Here is a 25,926-nt window from a genome sequence, read left to right as displayed (position 1 = left end):
AAGGGATAGTTGTATGCGGGATCTAGAGGCACAAGCAACCGGTAATCAGTCCGATGCGGCTCATGCTCAGACCCTCATGCAGGGTATCTTTAACCTAGGATACGGCACTTTAGTTGCTGAAGACCTCAGCTGGATGGAAGAAGCACTATGTGCTCAAACCGATCCAGATATCTTTTATCCCGAAAAAGGCGGATCTACCGCGCCCGCGACCTCAGTATGCGCCGGTTGTTCGGTGCGTGCTCAATGTTTAGAGTATGCCGTCTCCCACGATATCCGGCACGGTATTTGGGGTGGAACCTCAGATAATGATCGCAAGCGTATGGCTCGCGAACGGAAGGTTGCCCGGAATTTGCACGGGTAGCGCGATAGCGACGAGATATGCCTATGCAGGAGATACGCCGCGATCAAGTTACTGCGCTTATTATTTCGCAAGACTACGACTTTAGCAGTGCACGCGAGACCCTCCGGGCGGTGGCAGACCAATCCTATCTGCCCGCCCAAGTAATTGTCGGCGTCGAACGCGAAGCCCACGTTGGCCAGGTACACCAAGATTATCCGCACGCCCACGTCGTCGTTATTGGTAGTCAACCTACGTATGGCGCTGCGGTAGCGGCAACGCTTGCCCAAAGTGAGATCAACGATCCGTGGGTATGGTTTTTACACGCCGATAGTGCCCCTGAACGTTTAGCGCTCGATCTGTTGACTCACACCGGCGAAGCCTCCCGGCAAATCGGTATCGTGGGTGCGAAACAAGTCGGCTGGGATACCCATCAGCGCACGTTACTTGAAGTTGGTATCCGCGCTACTCGTTCCGCGCGCCGTGTTCCAGATGTCGAACCTGGTGAAATTGATCAAGGTCAGTTAGATTCTCGCCACGATGTGTTGGCGGTGGGGTCTGCTGGAATGCTCGTGCGCACATCGGTAGGGCAAGCCTGTGGCTGGTTGGATCCAGCACTGGGTCCGTTTGGTGACGGTTTGGAGTTTTCTCGTCGCGTGCGCAGCGCCGGATACCGGGTTGTTGTCCAGCCTCAAGCTCGTGTTCGCCATAAGCGGTTATCGCTGGGGAGCTCACTGGTATCGTCGTTTGCTGCGCGGCGAGTAGCACAGCTACACAACGCCTTGATCGCTGCTCCGGCGCTTGTTATGCCAGTGTTGTGGCTAGGTTATGTTCTTGGCGCTATTGGGCGCGCAGTGCTGCGGTTAGTTGCGAAAGAAGGCGCCTATAGCCGCGCCGAATTGCGTGCCGGTTGGCAGTTAGCACAACGTTTTGGTGCCATTATTCAATCTCGACGACGCTATGCCAACGATCTCGTGACTGCGCGGCGTTCTTTGGCCGCGTTGGAAGAAAAACCGTGGAGTATTCGGCTGGCAAAACGCCAATCGCGCCGGGCGCACGCCGATGCTGTGTTGATGGCCCAGGCTCCCGATCAGCTCACCTTGATCGAGCGCGGGGAGTTGGTTCGTGGGGTGCGTCTTGGACGTTTGGCTACGCTCGGCGTCGCAATCGTGGTAGCAGGCGTGATATTTTTCCCAGTTGCCTCTAGCGGGGTATTGACTGGTGGCGGTCTGGCGCCCAGCTCCCTAACTGGATTCGAACTCACCCGCCAGGCGATGTCAGGCTGGATTTTTTCTGCTGACGGTTATCCAGGTGCACTCGATCCGCTCTGGGTTTTCCTCTCCATGGCGCTGTGGCTCCTCCAGCCACTTCACATCACCCTAGGGCAGCTAGTAGCAATCGTGTTCTATTGCGCTACCGTCGTCGTTGCCTTGCTGGCATACGAAGCCGTGGGACGAATCATGGTAAGGTGGCCGGCCCGGGTGATGCTGGCACTGGTGTGGACGCTCTCCCCGCCATTCTTGCTCTCTTTGGCGCAAGGACGAATAGCTGGAGTTGTGGCATATATTGGTTTGACCGGCATCGCCTATGTTATTGGTCGAGCGTGGCGCAACCGGGTGCGTGAGGCTGGTCTGCTCTCCTTCTTCATGCTCATTACCTCCCTAGCATCACCAATATTTGCAGTTCTAGCCCTACTTGTAGGCGTAATCGGTTTCATCGGGCACCGACTGCGCTGGCGCTGGCTCTTTGTGCCCTTGCCAGCAGTTATTGCCCAACTGCCAGGTTTGCGTTTTGCCGGCATAAAATATTTCCTCACCAGCCCAGGAATCATCCAAGACGAGATCAGTAACGCCCGCGATGTTCTAACCCTTACTCCCTATGTTTCGGGCTGGTCATCGGGTACAACCACACTGGCATATGCGTTGCCGGTGAGTCTAGTTATGTTGGCGTTGGTAGCGTTAGGTCGCATGCGAGGATACGGCCGAGTACGTATTGCCTGGCTTTATGCACTTTTAGGTCTAGCCCTAGCTTTGGGTGCTACTCAGATCACCGATCCTGGCATGAATCTATGGCCGGGCTTGGGACAAGAATTGACGTGGATATCATTGGTGATGGCAGTAGCTGCTGGATTTGCGGGTACAGCTTCGTGGTTGCGCGCATCCTCGTTTGGTGTCAAACATATTGCGATAGGTTTTTTAAGTGTTATCCTCGCGATAGGCACCCTGGGCTCAAGCAGTTATTTCATACTCAATATAGCCGAGCTACGCAGTATTGAACCTGTCTCAGAGAATCTGTTGCCGGCAGTGGGCAGTGAAGACCAACGCAACGGGGAGAAGGTTTTGGCTTTAAGTGCCAACGCCACCGGCATCGACGCTCAACTCTGGCGCGGCTACGGAATCGAATTGACTGAATCGAGCATGAGTGTGCGTGTCAGTTCCTCCGATCCGACTCCGGCTGAGCATCTGGGGCAGACGGTTGCAAATATTACCGGGCGTGCTCAGTCAGTTAGTGGCGATCTGCGTGCCCATGGTATTTCCCTTGTGCTAGTGCGTCCCGGTGAGCCCGGTGCAGATATCTATCGTAACCAACTTGTGGCGGCTCTTAATACAATCTCCGATATAACCTATGTTTCCGGGCATGAATCTGGTGATTTTTGGCGCGTTGATGATAGCGACGATGGTATTATTCGAGCGCATGTTGGGCGCACACGCCAGATCCTTCCAGATGACCACGAGCAAATAGTGGTAATCCCAGAGCGGTTTGCGCCCACATGGGAAGCTGTAGTCGATAATGAGGCCCTTAGCCCACACCAGCTCTCATGGCAGCAAGCATTCACAATGCCAGCCCATGCTCACGGAAATCTTCAGGTATCAACCTCAGATACTGTCCACGGCCTGCTAACAATTAGCCAATACAGCGCAATGCTGATTGCGCTGATCGCAGCATTGCCCAGAGTGCGCCGGAGAGCTCAGCTATGAAACTAAAACCCGTCATATCCGCACTGGCCATTATTGGATTGGTAGGGGCCACCATCGCTCTTGGATGGTCCTTGCCCCAGGCATCACCACAAACTCAAACAGTGGCGCGCTATCTTCCGGTAGGACAAACTCATTCGTTGACGTGTACCGGGGCACTAGCTCGCACAGTCTCCCAAGGTATCAACGTGGAAACACAAGCTGAAACGCTCGATGTTTCTACCGCTATATTTGTCAACGGTGGGCGCTGGGTCGATGGCGAGACAGGTCAAAGTTCGGCGCCGCGCACTATTAACGCCTCGGGGAAAACCTTCAACTCTGCTCAGGGTAGTGGGAGCGTGTTTATCAACCAAACCCAGGCTGCCACGCAACGAGTTATGGGAGGGACCTATGCGCGCATAGGCGGCGGAGATATGCGTGGCTTGGCGATAAATCCGTGCCAGTGGGCTCGCCAATCTATGTGGCTGGTCGGTAGCCAGGCTGGTGTGGGAACATACAACGTGCTCAGCGTTGCAAACCCAGGGGATCAGCCCATTACGGTGAGCGTTGCAGCATTTGGGGAACGTGGCCGGGTTGATTTTGCTGGTTCACCAGAAATATCGGTAGCCCCGCAGGCAAAAGTGGAAGTGAATCTCGACGGTCTGCTTGCAGATACAGCACAGCTTGCCTTGCATCTTACTTCTGACTCAGGCCCATTTTCAGCTACGCTTCAAACTAATGAACTCGATGGGTTTACCCCGCGCGGTATTTCGGTTGTGACTAATTCTGACTTCGCTACCAGTCTCGTCATGCCCGGCTTGGTCGTAACACAACCTGCCAACGTCGCCCCAGGAGCGGACAGTGAGGATCAACGTGCAACGTTGCGTATTGTCAATCCGCATGACGAAGAGCTCACCGCAGATATTACGGTCTTAGGCAACGACGTCGAACCGCTGCCGGGAACTCCTAGCGTTACTCTTCCAGCCCAGTCGGTGCTCGATTTGACGTTAGATGGGTTATCTGCCGGTAGTTACTCGGTGGGTGTTGACAGCGAGAAACCACTGACCGCAAGTATCAAAGTCGCTGTTGCTAGCGGCGAAGCAACTGATAGTGCGTGGATAGCTGGCCAGCTTCCGATCGAAGCTGGCGGTGCGATGGTTAAGGATCAGTCTCAATTAATCGTAGGAAGCCCCCAACCCACCCAGGTTGTACTGGTTGGATATGATGATGCGGGCGATGAGGTTTATACCGCCACTGAAAATATCAGCGGTACGCAAACTATCGTGATCCCCGAGCGGGTTCGATACATCTGGTTTGATAGCACACAACCGGCATACGCCTATGTGCAGATCAAAACTGCCCTCAACGAGGGAACCGGCGTGGCATATCTGCCACTTGTTGCTCACGGAATGGATGATCAAGCTGTTGCGGTGCGAGTTCGGCCTTAAATTTTTCCAATAAAATCAATATCATTGGGATCGATATTGAGCGCAGTGGCGATCTGGCTAACCATAACGTCGTGGATAAAAGCACGCGGATCATCTTCACTAAGTGCGGCCATAGTCATCGGCAATCGATAAAAAACGATGCGACCAAGAATCTTTGACGGACGCTCAAACGGAAGAAAACGTGCAAGAGGAATACCGTCTTCCCACGGGGCAGGATCGGTTGGAGGTACATCGATCACTGCGAAATCATAGCGATTTAATCGACTGCCGAGATAGGTTCTAAATGCGTTGAGTTCCCAGGCTAAAATATCGTCAAATTTTTGCGCACGAGTGCGATACGCAGGTGAATCCAGGTCCAGAATCGGGCCTCGAATCCCGCGTCCATGCCGGTCTCGTCGTCTTCCATGTGCACGTTTTGGCAAAGTCATCACATAACGTAGTTTATGCCACTTCGAATGATTTCGACGAGCAATGTAGACTAGCTCATGTGAGTCCAATTCGTCGCTGTAGCCGAGGCGCCTGCAAAAATCCAGCAGTCGCCACGATGACCTATGACTATAAGCAAGCAACTGCAGTCATCGGAACACTTTCTCCAGTCCCGTTACCTGGGGCGTTCGATCTGTGTGTTGATCATGCCCAGTCAGTAACCGTTCCTATCGGATGGCAAATGATTCGACTCAAAACCGAATTTGAGCCGGTTGCGCCTTCCACCGATGATTTGACTGCGTTAGCTGACGCAATTCGAGAAGCGTCACGAAAAGATGTTCCCCCACCACGGCCAGCTCAACGCGAAATTCGACGAACTGCGATGGATATTTCGGCAACTCCGCGCCCGCGCCCGCGCCCACAGTTATCCGTTGTGGAAGGCTATGATGAAGCAAGCAGTGACGCTGAGCAGGCTCATCACCTCACATCGGTTTCTGACGAAGAACCTTGACGGCAATTTCCGGTAAAGTATCGGGTAGTTATAAAAGAAAGGCAAGCACATGCGTGTTCTCGTAGTTGATGACGATCCGGGTATCTCAGAGATGGTCGCTATCTTGTTAGAATCAGAAGGATATGACGTTTCTGTGTGCGCAAACGGATCGAATGTGTTGCCATTATTTCGCGCCGAGCAACCAGACCTCGTCCTACTCGATGTGATGTTACCTGGTCTTGATGGTGTATCAGTTTGTCGCCAACTGCGTGAAGAATCCGATGTTCCTATCATTATGATGAGCGCGAAAACTGATTCAGTTGATGTTATTGCAGGGCTCGAAGCAGGCGCAGATGATTACGTGACCAAACCCTTTGAGAACTCCGTGCTACTTGCTCGCGTCAAGGTGCGTTTGCGTCGCCAAGAAAACGAAGCTGAAATTTTGCGTGTTGCCGACTTAAGCATTGATCTCAAAGCCCACGAGGTTACTCGCAACGGGAAGCCGGTGCATTTGACCCCACTCGAGTTTGATCTCCTTGCGGTACTAGCGCGCAAACCCTACCAAGTATTTTCTCGCGAAGAGTTACTCGAACAGGTCTGGGGATACCGGCACTCTGCTGATACTCGGTTGGTTAATGTTCATATCCAGCGTTTGCGCGCCAAGGTTGAACATGATCCAGAAAACCCAGATGTTGTATTAACTGTGCGTGGTGTAGGTTACCGGGCTGGAGCCGTTAAGGAGTGAAGCACGTGTTTGCGAAAAAATCGCGCAAACTCAGTATTTTCGATGCACTAGAGCGCCGAATTGCGAAAATTCGGCGCTCTTGGCAGTCCTCCTTATCCATCCGCACTGTGTCATTTATTGTTTTGGTATCGGTGCTAGGTATTGCGATCACCGGAACAGTCATTACTCACCAAGTACGCAATGCCGTGTTCGAGCGTACGGTTTCAGTTGACGTTGAACGTTTTGCCACTCATGCCCAACTGACCCAAGAAAAGTTTTCCGTAGTTGTTTCACCCACCACAGCGCAATCTCAACGTGTTGCCCTCGAAGTTGTAGCATCACTGTATGATCCAGCTCGCGAACTCCTTGGTGGAGTGCTGCTCCGCTCACCGCATCAAGAGTTTTCTGGTACCCCCATCTTGGAACCAGAAACCGTCGCATCGACTCGAGTACGCTCCTTAGTTACCCCCGATTTGCGCGAACTTGTGGGTAATAGCAACGATTTGGCATGGCAGTCTGTTGCAACTGAAAACACCAAAGATCAACGCGTGCCCGGAGTTGTAGTGGGCAAAAAAATCACGATTCCCGGATCGGGAGACTATGAGCTTTACGCAGTTTTTTCGCTAGAAAATCAGCAAGATCTCCTCAACGCAACCATTCGTGCATTGCTGGCGGGCATGGTTGGACTACTCATCCTTTTGATAATTGTTTCCTGGGGTATGACCCGATTCATTCTGCGTCCGATTCGAGCAGCTGCCGCAAACGCACAAAAGCTCACCGAAGGGGATTTCAATTCGCGCATGCACGTCCACGGCTCTGATGAGCTTGCCCAACTAGGCGAATCCTTCAATACGATGGCCTCCTCCCTCGAGGAGCAATTTACCAAGCTCGAACGCATGTCTGCAGTCCAAACGAACTTCGTCTCAGCAGTATCCCATGAATTACGCTCCCCGGTAACAACCATCCGCATGGCTGGGCAACTCATCTACGATAAGCGTGAAGATCTCCCTAACGCACTCAAACGAAGCGCAGAATTACAGCACACCCAGCTGCGCAACCTCGATGCGATGCTCTCTGACCTTCTCGAAATCTCACGATACGACGCCGGTGGGATGTCCCTCGTACCACAAACAACCGATATCGCTGAAATTTCGCAAAACGTTATCGATATGGCCGATCCGTTAGCGATCGACAACGGTGTGGTAGTGCGTATGGATGTTTCTGGCGATACCCATGCCGACGTCGAACCGCGGCGTATCGAGCGAGTGATCCGCAACCTCGTCGTCAATGCACTCGAACACGCAGAAGGTAAACCCGTTCAAGTATCAGTCATTGGCGGGCGAGACGCAGTAGCAGTTCGCGTCCAAGACAACGGGGTTGGCCTTAGCCCAGACCAAGCCGAACATGTTTTCGATAGATTCTGGCGCGCTGATTCGTCGCGGGTACGAAAATCAGGAGGCACCGGTCTAGGACTAACAATTGCAAAAGAAGATGCCCTCATTCACGGCGGCACCCTCGAAGCTATCGGAGAACTGGGAGTGGGATCAACATTTTTACTCACCATTCCCCGAAAACCAGGTGAAGGGTTTACTCGCCCGTTGCCGCTCGAAGTTCCGGAACCCTTCGTGGTTCCAGGTGAGATCCACCAGGAGGAAGAATGAAGCGGATTTTCAGCCTCGTACTCATCTTATTCTTCATCAGCGCCTGTACATCCATCCCCACATCAGGCTCGCCCCAAGCAGTCGAACGCCCAATCCAAACAACCAACGGGATCGTTCTCGATCCGCAAGGACCAGCAGATAACGCCGATCCTCAAGATATCGTGGCCGGTTTCATGCGAGCTTCTTCTGCTGGATTCTCCGATGATTTCTTAGTCGCTCGGCAGTATCTGACGGCAACGGCATCAGCTAACTGGAATCCGACAACCCAGGTACGCATCTATCCCGATTCGCAAAATCAACAAGTTAGCCAGACGCGATCGGGAGCCTATCGCGTAACGGTACAAGCCGGCGGAAACGTCGATTCAACCGGAAGATATACCGCTGCAACAGCAGATGCAACCCTATCTAGTGAATTCTCCCTCGTACGTGACAAAGCCGGGCAGTGGCGCATTGCCGTTCTACCCGACGGGGTAACCATGCCCGAATCACTTTTCCAAACGCTCTTTGCCCGCACCCCACTATATTTTTCCACCCAAGACCAAACTGCTTTTATTGCCGATACCCGATGGTATCCACGTAGCCAAATCGTCTCAGCAGCCGCCCGCGGCTTAGTTGAAGGACCATCGCAATGGCTAGCAGGTTCAGCAACCTCACTGTTGCCACCTGGCACCCAGCTGGCAAACCCGGTGGTGATTTTGAACGGGTCACTGGCGCGCGTTGACCTCACCAGTGATGTTGCCGAACTACCAGAACGCGTCCGCAACATTCTCTACGCCCAGTTCATTAAGACTCTAACCGGGGTATCTGGCGTGACTGCAGTAGAAATTTTAGCCAACGGCGCCCCGCTAGCAAGCCAGAACGAAACCGAGCTTCCTACCTATCCTTATACGACGTCGTCGTTAATGATCCTTAGTGACGGGAAACCAGCGATTGTCAACGATAACGGAATTAGCCTTATCGGCAACGCAAATGAGCTTAAAAATCTCAACATATCTGGATTAGCAACTCCGTATGGTCAGCCGTTGACTCGCTTCGTGGCGATTGGAGACGAGGCTAGCACCCTGTACGAAATTGATAGCACTGGCCGGTACACTGCGCTGGTTTCCGGCACGGATTTCGTAGGGCCGTCTATGGATATTAAAGGTTATGCCTGGGTGAGCCAACGAGTGCCGGATATGACGATGATCGTTGCCAACATCAACTCGGGTGTTTCTTCTGTTGTTGATGTGCCGTGGTTGGCTGGGATGAACGTGCACGAGATTGCAGTCTCACGCGAGGGCTCGCGCATAGCGATGATTGTTGACGACGATGGTATCTTGCAGATCTTGGTGGCGGGAATTGTTCGTGATAGTTCGGGCAGACCGTTGGCGCTGGGAGAGCCTATTCGTATCGGGCAACGCCTCGCAGATATCAGCGATATGGCGTGGATTGCAGATACCCGCTTGGTGGTGATCGGCAAGGGACAAAATATGTCGGCAAACGCATTGTATTCGGTTCCGCTGGGTGAAAATATCTCGATCATGGCCTCTTTGGATAATATTGTCAATGTCACGGCTGGCCGCGGGGAAGAGTCAATTTTACTTAACACCAGCAATGGCGATGTGTATGTCTATGATGCTGGTGGATGGCGCAAAGTCCTAGAAGACGCTACTTTGCCAACATTGCCTGGATGATTGTGATGACCAATACGGCGGGTGTGACTGGGTTCTTCCAGCGGTTGTGGGATGTGATATATCCGCGATGGTGCTTGGGGTGTGGTATTCCAGATCAAAGCTTGTGCCCGCAGTGCCGTAGGCAGTGGAACGGGCCGTGGTGGCATGGGGAAGCAGATGCTCGTTTTCTTGTCGAGTTTTCTGACGACGGTGGCCAGATCGTTGCATTCCCGGTGTGGGGTAAGGCGAATTATGCCGGCGATGTTGCGCGGGCAATAGTGGGGTGGAAGCATATTCGTGATCGGCGTGCAGATCGCGAATTTTGTGCATTGATGGCTGAAAATGCCACGAGTTTGAATGTTTCTGAGGCTTTTCCTGCAGCGTGGCACAATCGTTTGGTGGTTGTTCCGGTAGCATCTGGGCGGCGCCGACGTCGCGACGGGCACCGAACCACAGAAGTTTTGGCGCAAAGTGTGGCTCATTCTTGGGGTTGTGCGATGGTGGATGGATTGCGATCAGTTCCCTGCGATGGGGCGGGGGAGTCGGTGCGCGATCGTTCGGGTAAGATTCGCGGGCAACGCGCGGTTCGTGATTTTTCTGGTTGCGATGTGATCTTGGTCGACGACGTTTTAACCACCGGGGCTACTCTGCGCGGTGCGCAGCATGCGATTGCAGCTGCCGGGGGCCGGGTAGTTGGTGGCTTGGTTTTAGCGATCACGCCACCGAGATAAGTTCGCGAGCAGGTTTTGTGCAGCGGGGGAAATTGTGGCTGGTTTAGCTGCGGGATGGGATCTGGTTTTCCGTGCTGTATGCTGTGCGCTGAAATCAGATTTAAATGCGCAACTAGATTCACTTTTGTGACGTGAGGCACTATAATGGAAACACCAGATAGTTAAGAACATCGAGTCCAGAAGATGTTATCTGGTAGGAAAGAAGGTGATGGTGTTTCTTCCTCGCGCAAGCGAGTCTAGACCCTCAAAGTAGCATCGATGAAGTTGCTACCCTCACGACCCAAGGAGGTCATTGTGGAATTTGTAGTAAAAGGCCGTAACGCCGAAGTCAGTGATAACTTCCGTGAATTCGTTATCGAAAAGCTGGCAAAAATTGAGCAGTTTGCTCCGCGAGCCCAACGTGTGGAAGTTGAAGTAACTCATGAGCCGAATCCGGCTCAAGCAGAAGTATCTGAGCGTATTGAGATTACCGTTCGCGATAAAGGTCCGGTTGTGCGCGCTGAAGCGGCAACCTCTGATCGTTACGGCTCGGTAGATATCGCCGCGCAGAAATTGTTTGAGCGTTTGCGTCGTAAGAGCGAGAAAATGAAGGATCGCAAGCATCAAGCGGCAAAAGATATGCAAGCTGGTGAACTCGATGTTGATCAGTTACTCCAAGAAGTGACTGCCACGAACGTGGACACCCATGATAGTTCCGATCTACCAACCCATCCAACTGTTGTGGGTGAAGCAGTTGAAGTGCAAGTTGGTGATTCTCCAGTGGTTGTCCGGCAAAAACTCTACGAGGCTAAACCGATGTCGGTTGAACAAGCCATTGATGAGATGGAACTAGTTGGTCACCCCTTCTACCTGTTTATTGATGAGGAAACCTCTCAACCATGCGCTGCATATCGCCGGCGCGGATGGACCTATGGTGTGATCCGCCTAGATGCAAAGACCGGCGAATTCGGACCAGGTGAATCTGCCTGACCTTGCTTCAGGTGGCGCGCTCGGTAACGACTTCGCGTCCAAGATATAACTGTGGGGGTGGGTGCGCACTGATGTGCGCACCCACCCCCAGCTATAGGTTTTGAAGAGAACTTAGGACCGATTGGTGCCGGTTGTGCGATTCTTCAGCGCCGGTAATCCTGCGCTCCACAGTGAAAGCCCGATCAAGACGGGCTGGAAGAAGAGCCGAGTGAGACGCTTTGCGTCGGTATCCAATCCAAAAGCGTCGATCGAATTAGCGTATTGGCTGATATTTCCAGGGAAGATTGCGACGTAGAAGAGCGCTAATGCAGTCCCGGTCCAGAATTTTTGTTTCGGAAGAAGAAGCATAGATAGTCCCAAACCGATTTCCACAACTCCAGAAGAAACGACGACGAAGTCGGTATCGAGGGGTACCCAGTGTGGCACTTGAGCCTGGAATTCTTCGCGGGCAGTAGTTAAATGCGAGATCCCGGCAACGCTCATAAACGTTCCCAGGCCAATGCGTGTCACAGTGCGAGAAGCATCAACTAATCGTGTGGCGTTAGATTTAGGCACCGACTGCTGAGGTAGTGCACGCTTTGAGTTTTTCTTTTTCCACAACGACATATCGTGACCTTTCTCGAGACGACTAGGTACCTGCAGTCTACCGCGTCCATTGCACTGAGATGAGCGTGAGCGCCCAAAGTCAGACCTGGGGTTGACCAACTAGTGTGCTGGTAGTAGTTGAGTTGTGCTGGTAGTAGTTGAGTTGTGCCGGTAGTAGTTGGTTAAAGCCGGAAGGTAAGATGTCGACCTGATCACCCAGTATTTAACCAGTGTCACTATTTCGATAGTATTAGCACTGGTTTAACTTCGAACATCATCATAGACCACCTGTGGGTGGTTGAAAGAGGTAATTGTGACTCAACGTCCACTCCAGGTTGCAGTAATTGGCGCTGGCCCTGCAGGCATTTATGCTTCTGACATCTTGTCTAAGTCAGATATCGATGTGCAGATCGACTTATATGAAAAGTTACCAGCACCCTACGGGCTGGTCCGTTACGGTGTGGCACCAGACCATCCGCGTATTAAAGCTATTATTACTGCTCTATACAATGTGTTGCAGCGCGGAGATATTCGCCTCGTCGGCAATGTTGAGGTGGGCAAGGATATTACTTTTGATGAGCTCCATGAGCACTACGATGCAGTGCTGTTAGCAACTGGCGCTGATCGTGATCGCCCGTTTGATATTCCGGGTTCTGACTTGCCAGAGGTTTACGGTGCAGCAGATTTTGTTTACTGGTATGACGGTCACCCCGATGTGCCGCGTACCTGGCCATTAGAGGCTAAAGAAGTGGCTGTTTTAGGAGTGGGAAATGTGGCACTCGATGTTGCCCGAATTCTTGCCAAGCACCCTCAGGACCTGATGAGTACGGAGATTCCGGAAAACGTCGAAGCTGGACTGCGTCAATCACCTATCACCGACGTCCATGTTTTTGGCCGACGCGGACCGGCGCAAGTGAAGTTCACTCCGATGGAGTTGCGCGAGCTGGGGCACGTGCCAGATGTTGACATCGTCGTCTATCCTGATGACTTTGACTACGATGCTGGCTCGGAAAAAGCTATGGATGAGTCAAAGATGGCTCGCCAAGTGGTTGACCAACTGACCAACTACGCATTCCAAGATACCGAAGATCTCACTGCCTCGCGGCGAATCCATATCCATATGCTTCAGGCGCCGGTAGAAATCTTGGGCGATGAGCATGTTGAGGGAATTCGGATGGAGCGCATGGAGCTCCAGGGCGATGAGACGGTCAAGGGTACGGGGGAGTTCATTGATTACCCAGTCCAGGCGGTTTATCGTGCGATTGGCTATGCTTCGTCGCCTATTCCTGGCGTTCCGTTCGACGAGCGGAACTACATCGTTCCTAATGAAGGTGGCCGGGTGTTAAACGACGGCGAAATCCTGCCGGGAATGTATGCTACAGGGTGGATTAAACGTGGCCCAGTAGGCTTGATTGGTTCAACGAAGTCCGATGCGCAAGAAACGATCGGAAACCTCATTGAAGATTACAAGGCCGGCAAGTTACATGCGTCAACCGACAATGTTGGCTGGGAGGCTTCCCGTGCGGTCCTTGATCAGCGCGGAGTGCGTTATACGGACTGGGAGGGGTGGCACCATCTCGAGGACTTCGAGAAGGCTTTGGGCGCTGCCGCTGGCCGTGAGCGTATCAAGGTCGTTGAGCGTGAAACGATGACTGCAGTTTCACGCGGTGAAGACCACGATGGCAAGCTGTATTAGCCTGCCTCCAGCTATGCCAGATAGCTCGAACTGACAACAAAATCACATTGTGGGAGGTCGAAATTCTTTATTTCGACCTCCCACAATGTGTTTTTATATATGTTCTCCTTGGCTCTGCTGCAGCTACTTGCTCTCTAGCTGTGCTCACTAGCGGAAGTTGACGAACTGCAAAGCGACCTCGAACGATGCGTTTTTCAGTAAAGCGATGGTGGCTTGGAGATCGTCGCGCGATTTCGATGAAACACGTACCTCAGCGCCCTGAATCTGTGCTTTAACGGACTTCGGGCCTTCATCGCGGATAAGTTTGGTGATCTTCTTAGCATTGGCCTGATCAATACCCTTTTTTAGACTACCGCTGAGGCGATATTCTTTGCCGGAGGCTTTGGGTTCTCCCTCGCCGACGTCAACTTGCTTGAGAGATAATCCGCGTCGAATAAGTTTGGATTGGAGAACATCCCAAATCGCCAGCACTCGCTCCGGTGTGTTGGCGATCATGGTAATGGTTTCTCCGCTCAACTCAATCGATGCCCCAACATTTTTAAAATCGTAGCGCTGCTTAATTTCTTTAGCGGTTTGATTAACGGCGTTATCGACCTCTTGATAGTCGTAATCAGAGACGACATCGAACGATGAATCAGCCATAATTTCCTTCTTTCATGCCTCATTTTTTAAAATGTGACGTGCATAGCACTGTTTTCTTACCCTTATAGTTTGACACGTTAGGGGGTAGAGCTGGTAATCTCGTTATCCGCACGGGTTATTAAAAATTCGTGCACGGCAGGTTTGCAGAGCGGCCAAATGCATCTGACTGTAAATCAGACGGGTAACCTTCGGGGGTTCAAATCCCTCACCTGCCACGGATTAGTTACGTGAGTAACTAAGTGAAGTTTTCTGGTGATATGTTTCACCAGAAGATTTCTTAGCTTGGTTGGTATTTTACCATCTCAGTTGGTAAGCTTTCCAACGTTGCCCCGATAGCTCAGTCGGCAGAGCGTCTCCATGGTAAGGAGAAGGTCAAGGGTTCGATTCCCTTTCGGGGCTCCATTCATTTCACACGAAATGGATTTGAGGCGGGGTAGCTCAGTTGGTCAGAGCGCACGACTCATAATCGTGAGGTCGCGGGTTCAAACCCCGCCCCCGCTACAAACGAAATTGAAGCACCCGCTTCTCAACAAGCCGAACGTGAGGTAACAACAGTGGCTAGCAAGTCTGCAGACGTTCGCCCCAAGATCACCCTCGCTTGCGAGGTTTGCAAGGAGCGCAACTACATTACGAAGAAGAACCGTCGTAACACGCCGGATCGCCTGGAACTGAAGAAGTACTGCCCAAGGTGCAACCAGTCCCAGACTCACCGCGAGACTCGATAAGTTTCTCTTAAAAAGCCCTTCCTTCCGGAAGGGCTTTTTGTTATCTCGGCTTATTGGCCAGATCGGGCTTATTGGCCAGATTGGGCTTATTGGCTTATTGACCAGATCGGGCTTATTGGCTTATTGGTCAGATCGTGGGCTTATAGGCCAGATCGTGTTGTTTTTTGGCTATGTTTCGTTGATATAGCAGGTAATAGTCAGTTTTGAATTGGGTTTGAATCTCAGCGGGTTGGCAACTCTTCGCGTTTGATTACGGGCTAGCGGACAATTGTTATTGATGGTTTTGCTGTTTTTCGTTGCTAGGGTGGGGTTTTCTGGAAAGAAACTGGCTCTTCGCGTTTTAGCGGGGTGTGGAGATGCAGAAGTGGTGAAGGTAGTTCATGCTTAGAGTGTGAATCAAAAACTTGAACGTACCTTCACCGCTTATGATCCTACCGTAATTCTTGCTCGGCTTGTGAGTTTGAAAGATATTCGCGTCTTGGCGTATCACCGTCATGGCTCTCAACAGGAAATCGAAATTGAACAAGTCCTTAAGAGACCAACATGCCCACGTTGTGAAAGTCTTGCACGCGTTAAAGAAAGGCCAAGAGTACGGTATATAGATTTACCTGTCTATGGTCGGTCTATGAGCTTGTTATGGCGTAAGCACCGCTGGTATTGTCCAAACGTTGCATGTGATGTTGGTTCATGGACAAGTCAAGATAAACGTATTGCTGCTCAACGTTGCCAGATGACTACCAGGGCAGCTAAATGGGCGACCCAGCAAGTAGGCATGGGACGAACAATTAGCGAAGTCGCAGCTGAACTTGGTTGTTCTTGGCACACAGTCAATGATGCAGTAACTATGTATGGTCAAGTGTTACTACAAGCAGACCGTAAGCGTTTAAACAAGACTCACGCAATCGGGCTTGATGAAACAAGTTTCGTTCGCATACAAGGACACCGCACAAGTTATGTCACTACGGTATGTGACGTCGAGCATCATCAAATCATTGATATTATCCCAAGCTGTAACTACATAGACGTAGCCCGCTATTTAAAAGACCAGCCCAACGCTTGGAAAGCACGAATCCGCTATGCCACTTTAGACATGAGCCCAACATACCGTGCTGTGTATAACGTGGTATTACCCCAGGCAACTCAAATAGCTGATCATTTCCATGTGATTACGTTAGCCAATCGTGTGTTAGATACTGTACGTAGACGCGTACAAAATCAGACCTTGGGACACCGTGGGCATAAAAAAGATCCTTTATACAAGATTCGGCGTTTACTGACATATGGTAGTGAAAAACTACTGCCAGCAATGGTCCAGCGTCTAGAAAGCATGCTTGTGTTAGGAGATCCTCACGCTGAAGTAGCGATTGCGTATCGGATAAAAGAACGCTTACGAGAGTTTTATCAGCAAACAGATCTTGGTGTTGCGACCACCATGCTTGCAGAATTGATACAAACATGCCTGGATGTGGCTATGCCCCCAGAAATTCAGCAGCTAGGACGCACGCTACAACGATGGCAGCTTCAAATCTTGGCGTATCATCAAACGCATCTTTCTAATTCCATCACCGAGGCGTTAAACAATCTCATCAAACGTATTAAACGTATCGGATTTGGGTTCACGAATTTCAACAACTATCGCATTCGTGCATTACTGTATGCCGGTAAACCTAACTGGAGACTGCTGCATAATATCTTCGTGTAACCTGTTTACCAGTGAGAAGATCACAAGGCATTTTCTATCATCGAGTGTTGCTCGCACTAACACCAACGGGTTAACAAAGACAATGTATGTTGCTTACTTTTATATAGTTATTCCGGGCCACTAAAAATCTCATCACCACCACATTAACGCCAACGAAAACACAGCTGCTAACTTTAAAATCACTACACCAGCACCTGATACTAGGCCAGTAAACCCACCGAGTAACAACGTTTCACCCCGCTAAAACGCGAAGAGCCAAGAAACTCGTTTCGACTCGAGTTTTTGGTTGGACAATAGTTATTGATTTTGTTGCCAGTTATCCGCGTGATAGCAGGGAAAAATTGTGGTGAAAGTCGGTTGCATACTAGTGGGTATGAGATCGAACAAGAAACACTGCCCTACTTGTGGTGAAGGCATGGTCAAAAACGGTAAAGACAAATGCGGCCACCAACGCTGGATCTGCTGCTCATGCAAGGTAACCTCGCGTTGGCATAACGACGTCACTTCGCGGGATTTGCGCGCGTTCTTAGACGTTCTGACTGGGAAAACCACGCAGCGAGAACTTCCTGGACAGGGCCGGACCTTCCGACGCAGGAGCGCTGTGTTGTGGGAGATCTGGCCGATATGCGAACCCGATGGGCAAGACCACCGCGTGATCCATGTTGATGGTATCCATTTAGGCCGCGATGCTGTCATTCTGATCGCCTGCAGCCCCGAATATGTGATTGCCTGGCATGTGGCCAGACGTGAATCGACCCAAGCCTGGCTGGACCTGCTCGCGAAAATCCCACCACCCGGTATGGTCGTGGCTGACGGGGGCACAGGTTTCACAACAGCTCGGGCACGATTGTGGCCCTCCACGCGTGTCCAACGCTGCACGTTCCACGCCTATCAACAGGTCAAACGCTACACGACCACACGCTCACGAACTGAATGTGGCAGACAGCTCTACCGGATCGGTGTTGATCTATTGCATGTGAAAACTCCCGCACACGCGCACGCATGGATCGATAGCTTCTATGCTTGGCGTCACCGTTGGGCTGGGTTCCTGGCCGAGAAAACCCGTAACGAGAAAGGAAAACTAGTCGATAAACACGAGCGGCTCGTCAAGGCTGGCAATAGTCTGTCTAGGCTGGTCGATAGTGGCCATTTGTTCACGTTTCTCAATCCCGATCTTTACGATGACGGAGAAATAATCGGTTCTCTACCAGCGATGAATAACCAGATCGAGGGAGGTATCAACTCGCCTTTACGTGAACTGCTGCGCCGTCATCGGGGTATGAGTATCGATCACCGGATCCGTGCAGTGTCATGGTGGTGCTACCTACACACCGAGAACCCTGCCAACCCAGCCGAAATCCTGCGTATCATGCCCACCAACACGGACATCATGCGCGCTTACCAGCAAGCCGCAGCCCGACACCGAGCCGACCACAACAACCATCGCTGGGGCAACGGCCTTGACTGGAACGAACTCCACACCCACACACCCTACCGCAACGACTACTAACCCAAAATCAATAACTTTTGTCCTATAACCCTTGATTACGCTGTACGTGTTGGCGGTTCTCATGAGAACACCTCATTCGAATGGTGGATCCTTGTGGCTATCAATCAGCAACAACTTCTAGCTGCCATTTTGTTCTGCTTACTGGTTCGCAAAAATCTATAACTGCTGTTTTTCGTGCCGACCAGGCACACGCCGAGTCATAGCTATCGTTTTTCGTGCCGACCACGCCACCAACACCATTCACCCTGCTTGTCTGTCCGCAGCAATCTACGTACACAGCCGCTATAGGCCGACCAAACCTAGTTGTATTCTGAAATATCCGATTTTCAAGGTTGGTGGTGAGGTTTGCCTGTTGCAAAACCGGGGTATTTGGGGCGATGTCCCCGTATATGAGGACATCGCCCCAAATACCCCGGTTTCGGCACAACTTATGGTCTTATCCAGGGCGGAAGATAAGAAAATTCATTTATTCGAGTTCGGGTGGGGTAAACGTGTGGAATTAGTCGAGCCCTCCTCGGCATGCATATAACCAGTTCGGGTGGAGATGGTATGCATGAAGCCTTGACAGGGCAGACGCACAAGCATATACCCAGTTCACGTGGGGATAGTGCCACGTCACATACCCTCCGCTAAGATGCGAAGAGCCACTATAATCAGAAAATACGTTGACGATTCTAGGTTCTTTAAGGCAGAAAATATGAGCTGTTCATTGGGTGAGGGAATGATCGGGCACGGACCAGTTCCTCCTGCACTACCGTCTTCTCGTGCTAAAAAAGACGCCCAAACCCTCGCCGAGTTAACCACGCTCGGAGTTGGCGGAGCAATTACCTCACTCGTCCAAGCCCATAGTGAAGCTGAGATAGTGGCAGCCGTGCGTGAGGCAGATGAACACCACCTTCCAGTCTTGGTCGTTGGCGGCGGATCTAATATTCTTGCCAGCGATGAACCTTTTCCGGGTGTTGTTATCCGCGATATGCGCCACGAGATCGTGACGACGATGGATGACGGTTGCGGTGGCGGGCAAATGTCTGTCACTGCTGGAAGTCCGTGGGACGATGTCGTTGTCTATGCAATCGAACACGAATGGATGGGGCTGGAGGCACTCTCGGGCATTCCGGGAAGTGCAGGGGCTGCTCCGGTACAAAATATCGGGGCTTACGGCCAAGAAGTCGCCGAAACAATTTCCTCGTTACGGGTATATGACCGGCTCGAACAACGTATCACCACCTTGTTCTTGTCTGATCTAGATTTCGGTTACCGGCACTCTGTTCTCAAAGAATCAATGACGAACGGCCCGTGGGGGCCCAGTCCGCGCTGGATCGTCCTCCAGGTCAATTTCCACACCCGGCGCGCGACGTTGAGCGCTCCAGTTAAATATGGCGAACTTGCACGCACGTTAGGGATTGAACTTGGCGGCCGTGCACCGGCAACCGAGGTACGCCAAGCAGTGCTCGAACTGCGCCGATCAAAATCAATGGTGTTAGACGATAATAACCGCAACACCTATTCTGCTGGGTCGTTCTTCACTAACCCAGTCCTCACCCTAGATCAAGCTCACCGCTTGCCTGGGGATGCGCCCCAATTCCCGGTCACCAATCACGCAACGATTAACCAGATTGGAGGCCAGGGCCAGGTAGTTCCAGGATTGGTTAAAACCTCAGCGGCGTGGCTCATAACGCATGCCGGGTTTGACAAAGGATTCCAGATCTCTTCCACAGCCTCGCTATCGACCGATCATTGCTTGGCGGTAACCAACCGCGGTAATGCTAGCGCCCAAGACATCATTGACCTGGCGCGTGTGGTTCGAGACGGGGTTCGAGAGGCGTTTGGGGTAACCTTGGTACCTGAACCAGTATTCGTCGGTCTAAGCCTCGATTAACGGCTTGTGAGCAAGCGACGAAGAGATTCGTGCACGAGGGATTTGGTCTCGGCAGTTCCCAACGGGAAGAAATGCCCAGATGAAGTCAGCCGAATATTGTGGGCGCCAGGTAGATATGAACCGTTAGGTACATGTGGATCGCTGCGCGGAATAAGAGAATAGATCCGAGACAGGTCACAGTTTTGGCGTTGCTGGATGGCAAGGTCCAACCCATCTGGTGCCAGGCGCCGCACTGGTGAGTTTGGCGGGAAAAACTGCGCCAGTGATGAACCCTGCCACGGGGTAGCAATGGCGACCATCCCTGCGAGATTGAGCAGTTTGTCATGCGATTCCAAAACACTTGCCCCAACCAGGCCGCCTTTGGAATGTGCCAACAAGACCACCGGGCCAGGAATTGTAGCTACTCGTTGCGCAACGATGCGGGCTAACTTCGCGGTGGGTTTGGTCAGCATAGCCAGTTCGCCGATAATCTCAACCTGGTAGCCAGCTTCGTGCAGAGAACGAGCTAGCGGCATGAGCTGGGTGCGCCCTTCGTAAATACCTGGGATAACGACGACAGTAGCGCGAGGATGGTTTCGTATCCCCAGTGGTGTGCGATTTAGTGCCGTACACACAAACCACCCGTAGTCCTTAATCCGGTCTTTTATTCCCATATAGCATCGTCTCGAATCAAAGAAAGAATATGGTTACCTACTTCGCGCTCATCATTGTAAAGCGTCGAATGTGCCGCCCCGTCAATCGTGACAACCCGGCTGTGCCCCACCTTGCTAGCTAAGTGTTCAAGCCAGCGTGTCGGAGCTAGGTAGTCATGTTCACCGCGAATAAAAACAAGATGTGCCTGCGGATCAATCTCGGCGATTCGCTGCTCAATCGGATAGGTTAAAACACGCGGCATGATCCGTGCCATCCACACCGTCGTCGCACGTAGATATGACCACAGTGCAAGGTGGATAAGTGATGGCCGTTCCCATACCGAAGACTGGGTGTATCGGGCCAAAACCCAAGCTGGGCTACGTTCTTCATTAAAAACTGGCGGACCAATGAGAGCTGCCCGATGATAGAGATCTTGGTTGCGTGCCATCATCTCAACGACGATTTGTGCTCCCATAGAGTGTCCAACTAAAATCGGATCAGCGATGCCGTTGAGGCGCAAAATTTCAGTTAAAATATCGGCAAAGTCGCCAATTTGTAACGGATGGCGTGGGGCTGGAAGATCTCCAAAACCAGGTAGGTCAACGAGTAAAACTTGGCCATATTCAGCTAGGCGCTCAGCTAGTGGAACCATATAGGTTGCGGATAATCCGATGCCGTGGACGAGTAAAAATGTCAGTGGGCTGCGATCGAGAACAAGGCGATCAAGGCGTCGGCATCCAGGATTAGCGCCAATATGCTCACGTTGGGCTAGGCGGTGAACTCGTATAAAGGTCGAGCCGATTTTAACGAGCGAGCGTTGTGGCTCTACATAAGGGATGTTTGAGATAAGAAAATTAAAACGATCAGGTTTAAGCCGCATGGTCATCCGTATCTGGTGTAGCTAGCCAGGCATCAATCTCGTCATGCCAGTGTCTCTTTGATTGTTCGCTGGCTAAAGAAGCGCTGATTGAGGAATGGGCAAGCATTGCGATCTCGTAATCATCACAGCCCAGCTCGCGGGCAATGTTATATTGGTCTGTCAAACGCGACAAGAACAACAGCGGATCGTCGGCTCCCAAAGCAACTTGGGCACCGGCGTCGAGCAGTGTGCGTAATGGCACCTCATCTTGGTGGGCATATACGCCCAAGGAAACGTTAGAAGCTGGGCATACTTCAAATGCGATTCCGGCATCGACGATACGTGCCAACAAATCTGAATCTTCAGCCGCGCGCACCCCATGTCCTAAGCGCACTGGCCGTAAATGTGCCACAACTTCACGCAAGTGGTCTGGTCCCAGGAGCTCACCGCCATGTGGCACGGCAGCTATCCCGGCTCGGCGGGCGATGTTGAATGCTGCCGACCATTCGGAGGTGGTGCCACGTCGCTCGTCGTTACTCAACCCGAACCCCACTACGTGCCCGGGGCCATCTCCGGCGTGTTTAGCAGCTAGTCGTGCCAAGGTGCGTGCCTCGAGCGGGTGACGAATACGAGACGCGGCCACAATAACACCGACTTCGATACCGACGTCACGTGAGGCAAGCGCCGCCTCGTCAAGTACGATTTCTAACGCGGGGGTGATCCCGCCGACAAATGGAGCATAAGAGGTTGGATCAATTTGGATCTCTAGGCGACGCGAGCCTTCACGCTTGTCGTCTTCAGCAGCATCTCGAACAATTCGGCGCATAGCTGCTTCGCTCCGCACAACTTTACGCGCTGCATCATAGGCGCGCTGGAACCGAAACCAACCTCGCTGATCGGCAGGCACATGTAGTGAGACGTTGTCGGTGAGATTTTCTGGGAGGCGAAGTCCTTGTTCTTCAGCCATCTCAACTAACGTCGATACCCGCATCGAGCCGGTGAAGTGGAGGTGAAGATGAGCTTTAGGAAGGGCGTTAAGGTCTCGCATAGCCCAAGTCTGCCAGCGCCGCCCCATCCTTTCAACGTTCTAGAGTGTGAGACTGGGCGCTTGGTTATCCAGTTGCCTGTGTGGATAAAGTTCTCTATAAATAAATACGTGCCCAGCGAAGTATCATCCCCAGTGCGCCATCGTGATAAATCTGCGCACGAAGCGCGCGTCCTTTCTGTATTGACCAGTGCCGAAGCATCTCAAATGCTCTCGGTAGCTTTGGCTCATCGTGGGGTGGTGCGTTCGTGGAATGTTCATGCTATCCATCATCGGCCCGGTGCTGGAGTCTCGGTGGGATATAGCGTGGTTCTTGATGAGGATCTCGGCGCCGGGGCATGGAAGCGACGCGATACTTATATTGTGGCAACATCTGGGAAAATTGACGAAGAACGTTTAATTGATGTTGAGGGTCGAACGCTGTCATGGCAAGATGTGCGAGTTCACGTCTGGGAACACCCGTATGATCCGCAGCTTCCCGCTTTAGAGCGCGCGTGCGACCAGCAGCTGGTGCAAGAGTGGATGGGAGAAGAAGTCGATATTGAGCTAGTCTCCTATCGGCCTACCCGGCGAGCTGTTGTCAAAATTCTTCCACATAGGAGCGAACACCCCATCTTTGGCAAGGTGGTAGAACCGCGCCAGGTGTCTGGAGTCGTCTCACGGATGCAGATGTTGGAGCGCGCCGGAGTGCCTGCGCCGCGCTTAGTGCGCTTTGATGAGCAGGGATTGGTTGTTTCAAGTGCACTGCCGGGAATGCCGTTGAATAAAGTCTATGCCAGTGTGGTACCCGAAAATTTAGCTCGGATGCGCACTGTTTTGGATTCGTTGGCTCAAACGTTGGATAGTCTACCGCTGGTGTCCTTGGGGTTGCCTGCCCGCCCGGCGTGGGCAGATCGGTGCGAGCACTATGCACAGGCAGCAGCTATCGCATTGCCAGAGCACGAGCAACGAGCCACGAGGTTAGCTCACCAGATCCGCGAGATTTTATCGAGCGCGGATATGGGTCCCGTGCAACCCACGCACGGCGATTTTTATGAAGCAAATATTTTTATCGATCCGCGTAGCGGCCAGGTCTCTGGAATTCTCGACGTCGATAATTTAGGTCCGGGGTATCGGGTTCACGATTGGGGATGCCTGTTGGGGCATATGTCAGTGCTTGGCGGACTAGCGCCGAAAACGTATCAGCACATTGACCAGTTGTTAGCTGACTGGACTGGACGTATAGCGTGTCGAGTTGAGCCAGAGGTTCTCGGTGCGTGTGCGGCTGGGGTGGTGTTGTCATTGGTTTCTGGAGCGCGGCGCTCGCGAAGGAAAAACTGGCAGGCCCAGGCGCTGTATCGTTTAGGTGTTGCCGAGCAGTGGCTAAAGTGATCGTTAGCGAGATTTCGTATAGGGAGCCATGGGGTAGTCATTGCCAACGGTGAAACTGATAATTAGTCTCGGGTATCATAGGTATACTGACTAAAAGACCGGATTTTGAGCAGATGTGCGTTAAGGATTGAAGCGGAGGAATGGATGGAACACAATGCCATAACAACTTCTGAGATGCCGATGCGCCAGTCACAGCAATTGTATTTTGGCTTTATCTTGGCTTTGCTCAGTGTTCCGCTGTTTTTCACAGTAGTTGTGCCGTTCAGCGCGATTATTGTTTCTCGAAAGGAGCGCCAGGCTAACCCAGAGTCGTTGCCATCTACTGGGGGGCTCTACCTTGGAATGGTTACACTGTTCGCCGGACTGATTTTGGCTGGCGTGGTTCTTTTCCGTCTGTTCAGCTTGGTGGTTTATCCAGGCTAGTAGCTGTCTTACATGCACATTGCCGGGAGAACACGCGTTCTCCCGGCAACTTTTCGCTGTTGAGGTGCTTATCTTGTTAGGCAAATAGCTCTTGCAATCTGCGTGCTCCGGCGACGAGATCGTCGTCGGCAAGCGCATAGGAGAAGCGCAGGTAGCCGGGGGCTCCGAAGGCTTCGCCTGGCACAACTGCTACTTCGGCTTCGTCTAAAATCAGTTCGGCAAGTTCGGCCGACGTTGTGGCGACCCGGCCGCGAATTTCCTTACCGAGTAGCGCTTCAACGTTCGGGAAGACGTAGAACGCTCCGGTTGGCTGTGGCACGACGAATCCGTCGATCTCGCGCAACATTTCTACCAGGGTTTGCCGACGATGATCAAAAGCTTCTTTCATCGGCGCCAAAACGCTTTGATCGCCGGTGAGCGCGGCGATGGCTGCGCGTTGGGAAATATTGGAAACGTTTGATGTGATGTGGGATTGGAAATTAGCTGCCTTCTTGATCACGTCACTTGGCCCATACATCCAGCCCACGCGCCAGCCGGTCATAGCGTAGGATTTTGCGACGCCGTTGACGACGATGGTTTGATCAGCAAGTTCGGGTACAACCTTAAGAATGTAGGCCATCTCGCCTTCGTAGACGAGCTTTTCATAGATTTCATCGGTGATGATCCAGATACCGTTATCGAGTGCCCACTGGCCGATTTCGCGTAGCTCATCAGCGGTGTAGACCGCGCCAGTTGGGTTCGACGGCGAACACATAAGCAAAACTTTAGTGCGTTCGGTTAGTGCCGCATCTAGTTGCGCCGTTGTGACCTTGTAATTGTGGTCTGGGCCAGCGAACACCTCGACGACGGTGCCACCGCATAGCCTGATTGCTTCGGGGTAGGTGGTCCAGTAAGGAGCTGGAAGAATAACTTCATCGCCCTCGGAGACCAGCGCAGCGAACGCTTGGAATACGGCTTGCTTACCACCGTTGGTGACGATGATGTTTGCGGGATCGATACTGATGCCGGCATCTTCGCGGGCACGCAGTGCGATGGCGTCACGTAGTTCAGGCAGGCCTGAGGCTTGGGTGTACTTGTGGTTTTTAGGGTCTTGAGCGGCAGTGATAGCAGCCTCGACGACGTGGGTAGGGGTGGGGAAGTTCGGCTCGCCAGCGCCGAATCCGATGACGGGTTTACCGGCAGCTTTAAGCGCTTTGGCTTTAGCATCTACGGCAAGGGTTGCTGAGGGTTGTAGTGCTCCAAGGCGGTGTGAGACGCGGGAGCGAGGTGTTGTTTTAGTCATAGTTACATAGTGTCATGAATGAACCGTGCTGTCACATAGATCAGACAAGACGATTTCATTAAAGAATCGCTATTGTGGTATGAATTACATCTCCATAATTGTGTATCTGAGAAATGCACAGTAAAGTAGAGGGAGTTGTGGAACGCATCTTCGCGCTAGCCTGCTTATGTGGGCTGATGGAG

23 protein-coding genes and 3 tRNA genes are annotated in these 25,926 nt (G+C 52.2%); 19 read left to right on the top strand and 7 right to left on the bottom strand.

Annotation, left to right across the window (positions count from 1 at the left end; genetic code table 11):
* The first annotated feature begins 13 nt into the window (after window positions 1-13).
* From NG665_RS07000 to NG665_RS06990, 3 genes are read left to right on the top strand one after another with little or no spacing between them, the layout of a single operon-like run.
* Window positions 14-361 carry a WhiB family transcriptional regulator gene (locus tag NG665_RS07000; RefSeq protein ID WP_435366672.1) on the top strand — a complete coding sequence of 116 codons (348 nt, stop codon included), beginning with the start codon at window positions 14-16 and terminating at the stop codon, window positions 359-361.
* A gap of 23 nt (window positions 362-384) precedes the next feature.
* Window positions 385-3,315, top strand: a complete 2,931-nt coding sequence (locus tag NG665_RS06995; RefSeq protein ID WP_252672999.1) for a glycosyltransferase — start codon at window positions 385-387, stop codon at window positions 3,313-3,315.
* A complete protein-coding gene (locus NG665_RS06990) occupies window positions 3,312-4,739 on the top strand; it encodes a DUF5719 family protein (RefSeq protein WP_252672998.1) in 1,428 nt (475 codons plus the stop codon). The genes NG665_RS06995 and NG665_RS06990 overlap by 4 nt, the downstream gene beginning before the upstream one ends.
* Here the strand turns inward: NG665_RS06990 and NG665_RS06985 are convergent.
* The gene (locus NG665_RS06985; RefSeq protein ID WP_252674101.1) at window positions 4,736-5,167 is read right to left on the bottom strand and encodes a metallopeptidase family protein; all 432 of its coding nucleotides are present in this window, start codon (window positions 5,165-5,167) and stop codon (window positions 4,736-4,738) included. The genes NG665_RS06990 and NG665_RS06985 overlap by 4 nt on opposite strands.
* Window positions 5,168-5,226: 59 nt before the next feature.
* Here NG665_RS06985 and NG665_RS06980 point away from each other — a divergent pair, with 59 nt between their 5' ends.
* The 6 genes from NG665_RS06980 (at window position 5,227) to hpf (ending at window position 11,392) form a co-directional block, all read left to right on the top strand.
* Entirely contained in the window at window positions 5,227-5,676 is a 450-nt protein-coding gene (locus tag NG665_RS06980; RefSeq protein WP_252672997.1) for a DUF3499 domain-containing protein, read from the top strand.
* A 49-nt stretch (window positions 5,677-5,725) separates the two neighbouring features.
* Window positions 5,726-6,400, top strand: a complete 675-nt coding sequence (gene mtrA / locus NG665_RS06975; RefSeq protein WP_252672996.1) for an MtrAB system response regulator MtrA — start codon at window positions 5,726-5,728, stop codon at window positions 6,398-6,400.
* A gap of 5 nt (window positions 6,401-6,405) precedes the next feature.
* Entirely contained in the window at window positions 6,406-8,040 is a 1,635-nt protein-coding gene (gene mtrB / locus NG665_RS06970; RefSeq protein WP_252672995.1) for an MtrAB system histidine kinase MtrB, read from the top strand.
* Window positions 8,037-9,713 (top strand): LpqB family beta-propeller domain-containing protein, encoded by a 1,677-nt coding sequence (locus NG665_RS06965; protein WP_252672994.1) that lies wholly within the window; start codon window positions 8,037-8,039, stop codon window positions 9,711-9,713. The genes mtrB and NG665_RS06965 overlap by 4 nt, the downstream gene beginning before the upstream one ends.
* Window positions 9,710-10,423, top strand: a complete 714-nt coding sequence (locus NG665_RS06960; protein WP_252672993.1) for a ComF family protein — start codon at window positions 9,710-9,712, stop codon at window positions 10,421-10,423. Before NG665_RS06965 ends, NG665_RS06960 begins: the two co-directional genes overlap by 4 nt.
* 294 nt (window positions 10,424-10,717) lie before the next feature.
* Window positions 10,718-11,392, top strand: a complete 675-nt coding sequence (hpf, locus tag NG665_RS06955) for a ribosome hibernation-promoting factor, HPF/YfiA family (protein ID WP_252672992.1) — start codon at window positions 10,718-10,720, stop codon at window positions 11,390-11,392.
* A gap of 111 nt (window positions 11,393-11,503) precedes the next feature.
* On the opposite strand, the gene NG665_RS06950 is transcribed toward hpf, so the two are convergent.
* Complete coding sequence (locus tag NG665_RS06950) at window positions 11,504-11,998, bottom strand: DoxX family protein (RefSeq protein WP_252672991.1); 495 nt, start codon at window positions 11,996-11,998, stop codon at window positions 11,504-11,506.
* Window positions 11,999-12,290: 292 nt separating this feature from the next.
* Between NG665_RS06950 and NG665_RS06945 the strand changes: the two genes are divergently transcribed.
* Entirely contained in the window at window positions 12,291-13,673 is a 1,383-nt protein-coding gene (locus NG665_RS06945; protein ID WP_252672990.1) for an FAD-dependent oxidoreductase, read from the top strand.
* A gap of 147 nt (window positions 13,674-13,820) precedes the next feature.
* Here NG665_RS06945 and NG665_RS06940 read toward each other — a convergent pair whose 3' ends face one another.
* Entirely contained in the window at window positions 13,821-14,318 is a 498-nt protein-coding gene (locus NG665_RS06940; RefSeq protein WP_252674100.1) for a YajQ family cyclic di-GMP-binding protein, read from the bottom strand.
* Window positions 14,319-14,449: 131 nt separating this feature from the next.
* Here NG665_RS06940 and NG665_RS06935 point away from each other — a divergent pair.
* The 7 genes from NG665_RS06935 to NG665_RS06910 all read left to right on the top strand — a co-directional run bounded on the left by NG665_RS06935 (window position 14,450) and on the right by NG665_RS06910 (window position 20,131).
* Window positions 14,450-14,530, top strand: a tRNA-Tyr gene (locus NG665_RS06935).
* A gap of 111 nt (window positions 14,531-14,641) precedes the next feature.
* Window positions 14,642-14,717, top strand: a tRNA-Thr gene (locus NG665_RS06930).
* A 25-nt stretch (window positions 14,718-14,742) separates the two neighbouring features.
* Window positions 14,743-14,816 (top strand) — tRNA-Met (locus NG665_RS06925).
* Window positions 14,817-14,869: 53 nt separating this feature from the next.
* Window positions 14,870-15,040 (top strand): 50S ribosomal protein L33, encoded by a 171-nt coding sequence (gene rpmG / locus NG665_RS08765; protein WP_204423927.1) that lies wholly within the window; start codon window positions 14,870-14,872, stop codon window positions 15,038-15,040.
* A gap of 391 nt (window positions 15,041-15,431) precedes the next feature.
* Complete coding sequence (locus tag NG665_RS06920; protein ID WP_252672639.1) at window positions 15,432-16,742, top strand: ISL3 family transposase; 1,311 nt, start codon at window positions 15,432-15,434, stop codon at window positions 16,740-16,742.
* Between the two features lie 373 nt (window positions 16,743-17,115).
* A complete protein-coding gene (locus NG665_RS06915; protein ID WP_289812914.1) occupies window positions 17,116-18,252 on the top strand; it encodes an IS1249 family transposase in 1,137 nt (378 codons plus the stop codon).
* Between the two features lie 697 nt (window positions 18,253-18,949).
* Complete coding sequence (locus NG665_RS06910) at window positions 18,950-20,131, top strand: UDP-N-acetylmuramate dehydrogenase (RefSeq protein WP_252672989.1); 1,182 nt, start codon at window positions 18,950-18,952, stop codon at window positions 20,129-20,131.
* Here NG665_RS06910 and NG665_RS06905 read toward each other — a convergent pair.
* From NG665_RS06905 to NG665_RS06895, 3 genes are read right to left on the bottom strand one after another with little or no spacing between them, the layout of a single operon-like run.
* Complete coding sequence (locus NG665_RS06905) at window positions 20,128-20,784, bottom strand: esterase/lipase family protein (protein WP_252672988.1); 657 nt, start codon at window positions 20,782-20,784, stop codon at window positions 20,128-20,130. The genes NG665_RS06910 and NG665_RS06905 overlap by 4 nt on opposite strands.
* Window positions 20,775-21,644, bottom strand: a complete 870-nt coding sequence (locus NG665_RS06900) for an alpha/beta fold hydrolase (RefSeq protein WP_252672987.1) — start codon at window positions 21,642-21,644, stop codon at window positions 20,775-20,777. Before NG665_RS06900 ends, NG665_RS06905 begins: the two co-directional genes overlap by 10 nt.
* Window positions 21,634-22,671 carry an adenosine deaminase gene (locus NG665_RS06895; protein WP_252672986.1) on the bottom strand — a complete coding sequence of 346 codons (1,038 nt, stop codon included), beginning with the start codon at window positions 22,669-22,671 and terminating at the stop codon, window positions 21,634-21,636. The genes NG665_RS06900 and NG665_RS06895 overlap by 11 nt, the downstream gene beginning before the upstream one ends.
* A gap of 108 nt (window positions 22,672-22,779) precedes the next feature.
* Here NG665_RS06895 and NG665_RS06890 point away from each other — a divergent pair, with 108 nt between their 5' ends.
* Together NG665_RS06890 and NG665_RS06885 are read left to right on the top strand one after the other, a co-directional pair.
* Entirely contained in the window at window positions 22,780-24,039 is a 1,260-nt protein-coding gene (locus NG665_RS06890) for an aminoglycoside phosphotransferase family protein (protein ID WP_252672985.1), read from the top strand.
* Window positions 24,040-24,183: 144 nt separating this feature from the next.
* Window positions 24,184-24,462 carry a hypothetical protein gene (locus tag NG665_RS06885; protein WP_252672984.1) on the top strand — a complete coding sequence of 93 codons (279 nt, stop codon included), beginning with the start codon at window positions 24,184-24,186 and terminating at the stop codon, window positions 24,460-24,462.
* Between the two features lie 76 nt (window positions 24,463-24,538).
* On the opposite strand, the gene NG665_RS06880 is transcribed toward NG665_RS06885, so the two are convergent.
* On the bottom strand, window positions 24,539-25,744 hold the full coding sequence (locus NG665_RS06880) for a pyridoxal phosphate-dependent aminotransferase (protein WP_252672983.1): 1,206 nt from the start codon (window positions 25,742-25,744) through the stop codon (window positions 24,539-24,541).
* Between the last annotated feature and the right edge of the window lie 182 nt (window positions 25,745-25,926).

Source organism: Arcanobacterium pinnipediorum (assembly GCF_023973165.1).
In the GTDB taxonomy this organism is placed as follows: Bacteria; Actinomycetota; Actinomycetes; order Actinomycetales; family Actinomycetaceae; genus Arcanobacterium; species Arcanobacterium pinnipediorum.
The sequence above is the reverse complement of the archived record's forward strand: the minus strand, read 5'-3'. Positions and strand labels throughout refer to the sequence as shown.

Coding starts and splice junctions, on each gene's coding strand:
- NG665_RS07000 (WP_435366672.1), top strand. CDS start 14: ATGCGGGATCTAGAGGCACAAGCAACCGGTAATCAGTCCGATGCGGCT.
- NG665_RS06995 (WP_252672999.1), top strand. CDS start 385: ATGCAGGAGATACGCCGCGATCAAGTTACTGCGCTTATTATTTCGCAA.
- NG665_RS06990 (WP_252672998.1), top strand. CDS start 3,312: ATGAAACTAAAACCCGTCATATCCGCACTGGCCATTATTGGATTGGTA.
- NG665_RS06985 (WP_252674101.1), bottom strand. CDS start 5,167: ATGACTTTGCCAAAACGTGCACATGGAAGACGACGAGACCGGCATGGA.
- mtrA (WP_252672996.1), top strand. CDS start 5,726: ATGCGTGTTCTCGTAGTTGATGACGATCCGGGTATCTCAGAGATGGTC.
- NG665_RS06965 (WP_252672994.1), top strand. CDS start 8,037: ATGAAGCGGATTTTCAGCCTCGTACTCATCTTATTCTTCATCAGCGCC.
- NG665_RS06960 (WP_252672993.1), top strand. CDS start 9,710: ATGATTGTGATGACCAATACGGCGGGTGTGACTGGGTTCTTCCAGCGG.
- NG665_RS06950 (WP_252672991.1), bottom strand. CDS start 11,998: ATGTCGTTGTGGAAAAAGAAAAACTCAAAGCGTGCACTACCTCAGCAG.
- NG665_RS06915 (WP_289812914.1), top strand. CDS start 17,116: ATGAGATCGAACAAGAAACACTGCCCTACTTGTGGTGAAGGCATGGTC.
- NG665_RS06910 (WP_252672989.1), top strand. CDS start 18,950: ATGAGCTGTTCATTGGGTGAGGGAATGATCGGGCACGGACCAGTTCCT.
- NG665_RS06905 (WP_252672988.1), bottom strand. CDS start 20,784: ATGGGAATAAAAGACCGGATTAAGGACTACGGGTGGTTTGTGTGTACG.
- NG665_RS06900 (WP_252672987.1), bottom strand. CDS start 21,644: ATGCGGCTTAAACCTGATCGTTTTAATTTTCTTATCTCAAACATCCCT.
- NG665_RS06895 (WP_252672986.1), bottom strand. CDS start 22,671: ATGCGAGACCTTAACGCCCTTCCTAAAGCTCATCTTCACCTCCACTTC.
- NG665_RS06885 (WP_252672984.1), top strand. CDS start 24,184: ATGGAACACAATGCCATAACAACTTCTGAGATGCCGATGCGCCAGTCA.
- NG665_RS06880 (WP_252672983.1), bottom strand. CDS start 25,744: ATGACTAAAACAACACCTCGCTCCCGCGTCTCACACCGCCTTGGAGCA.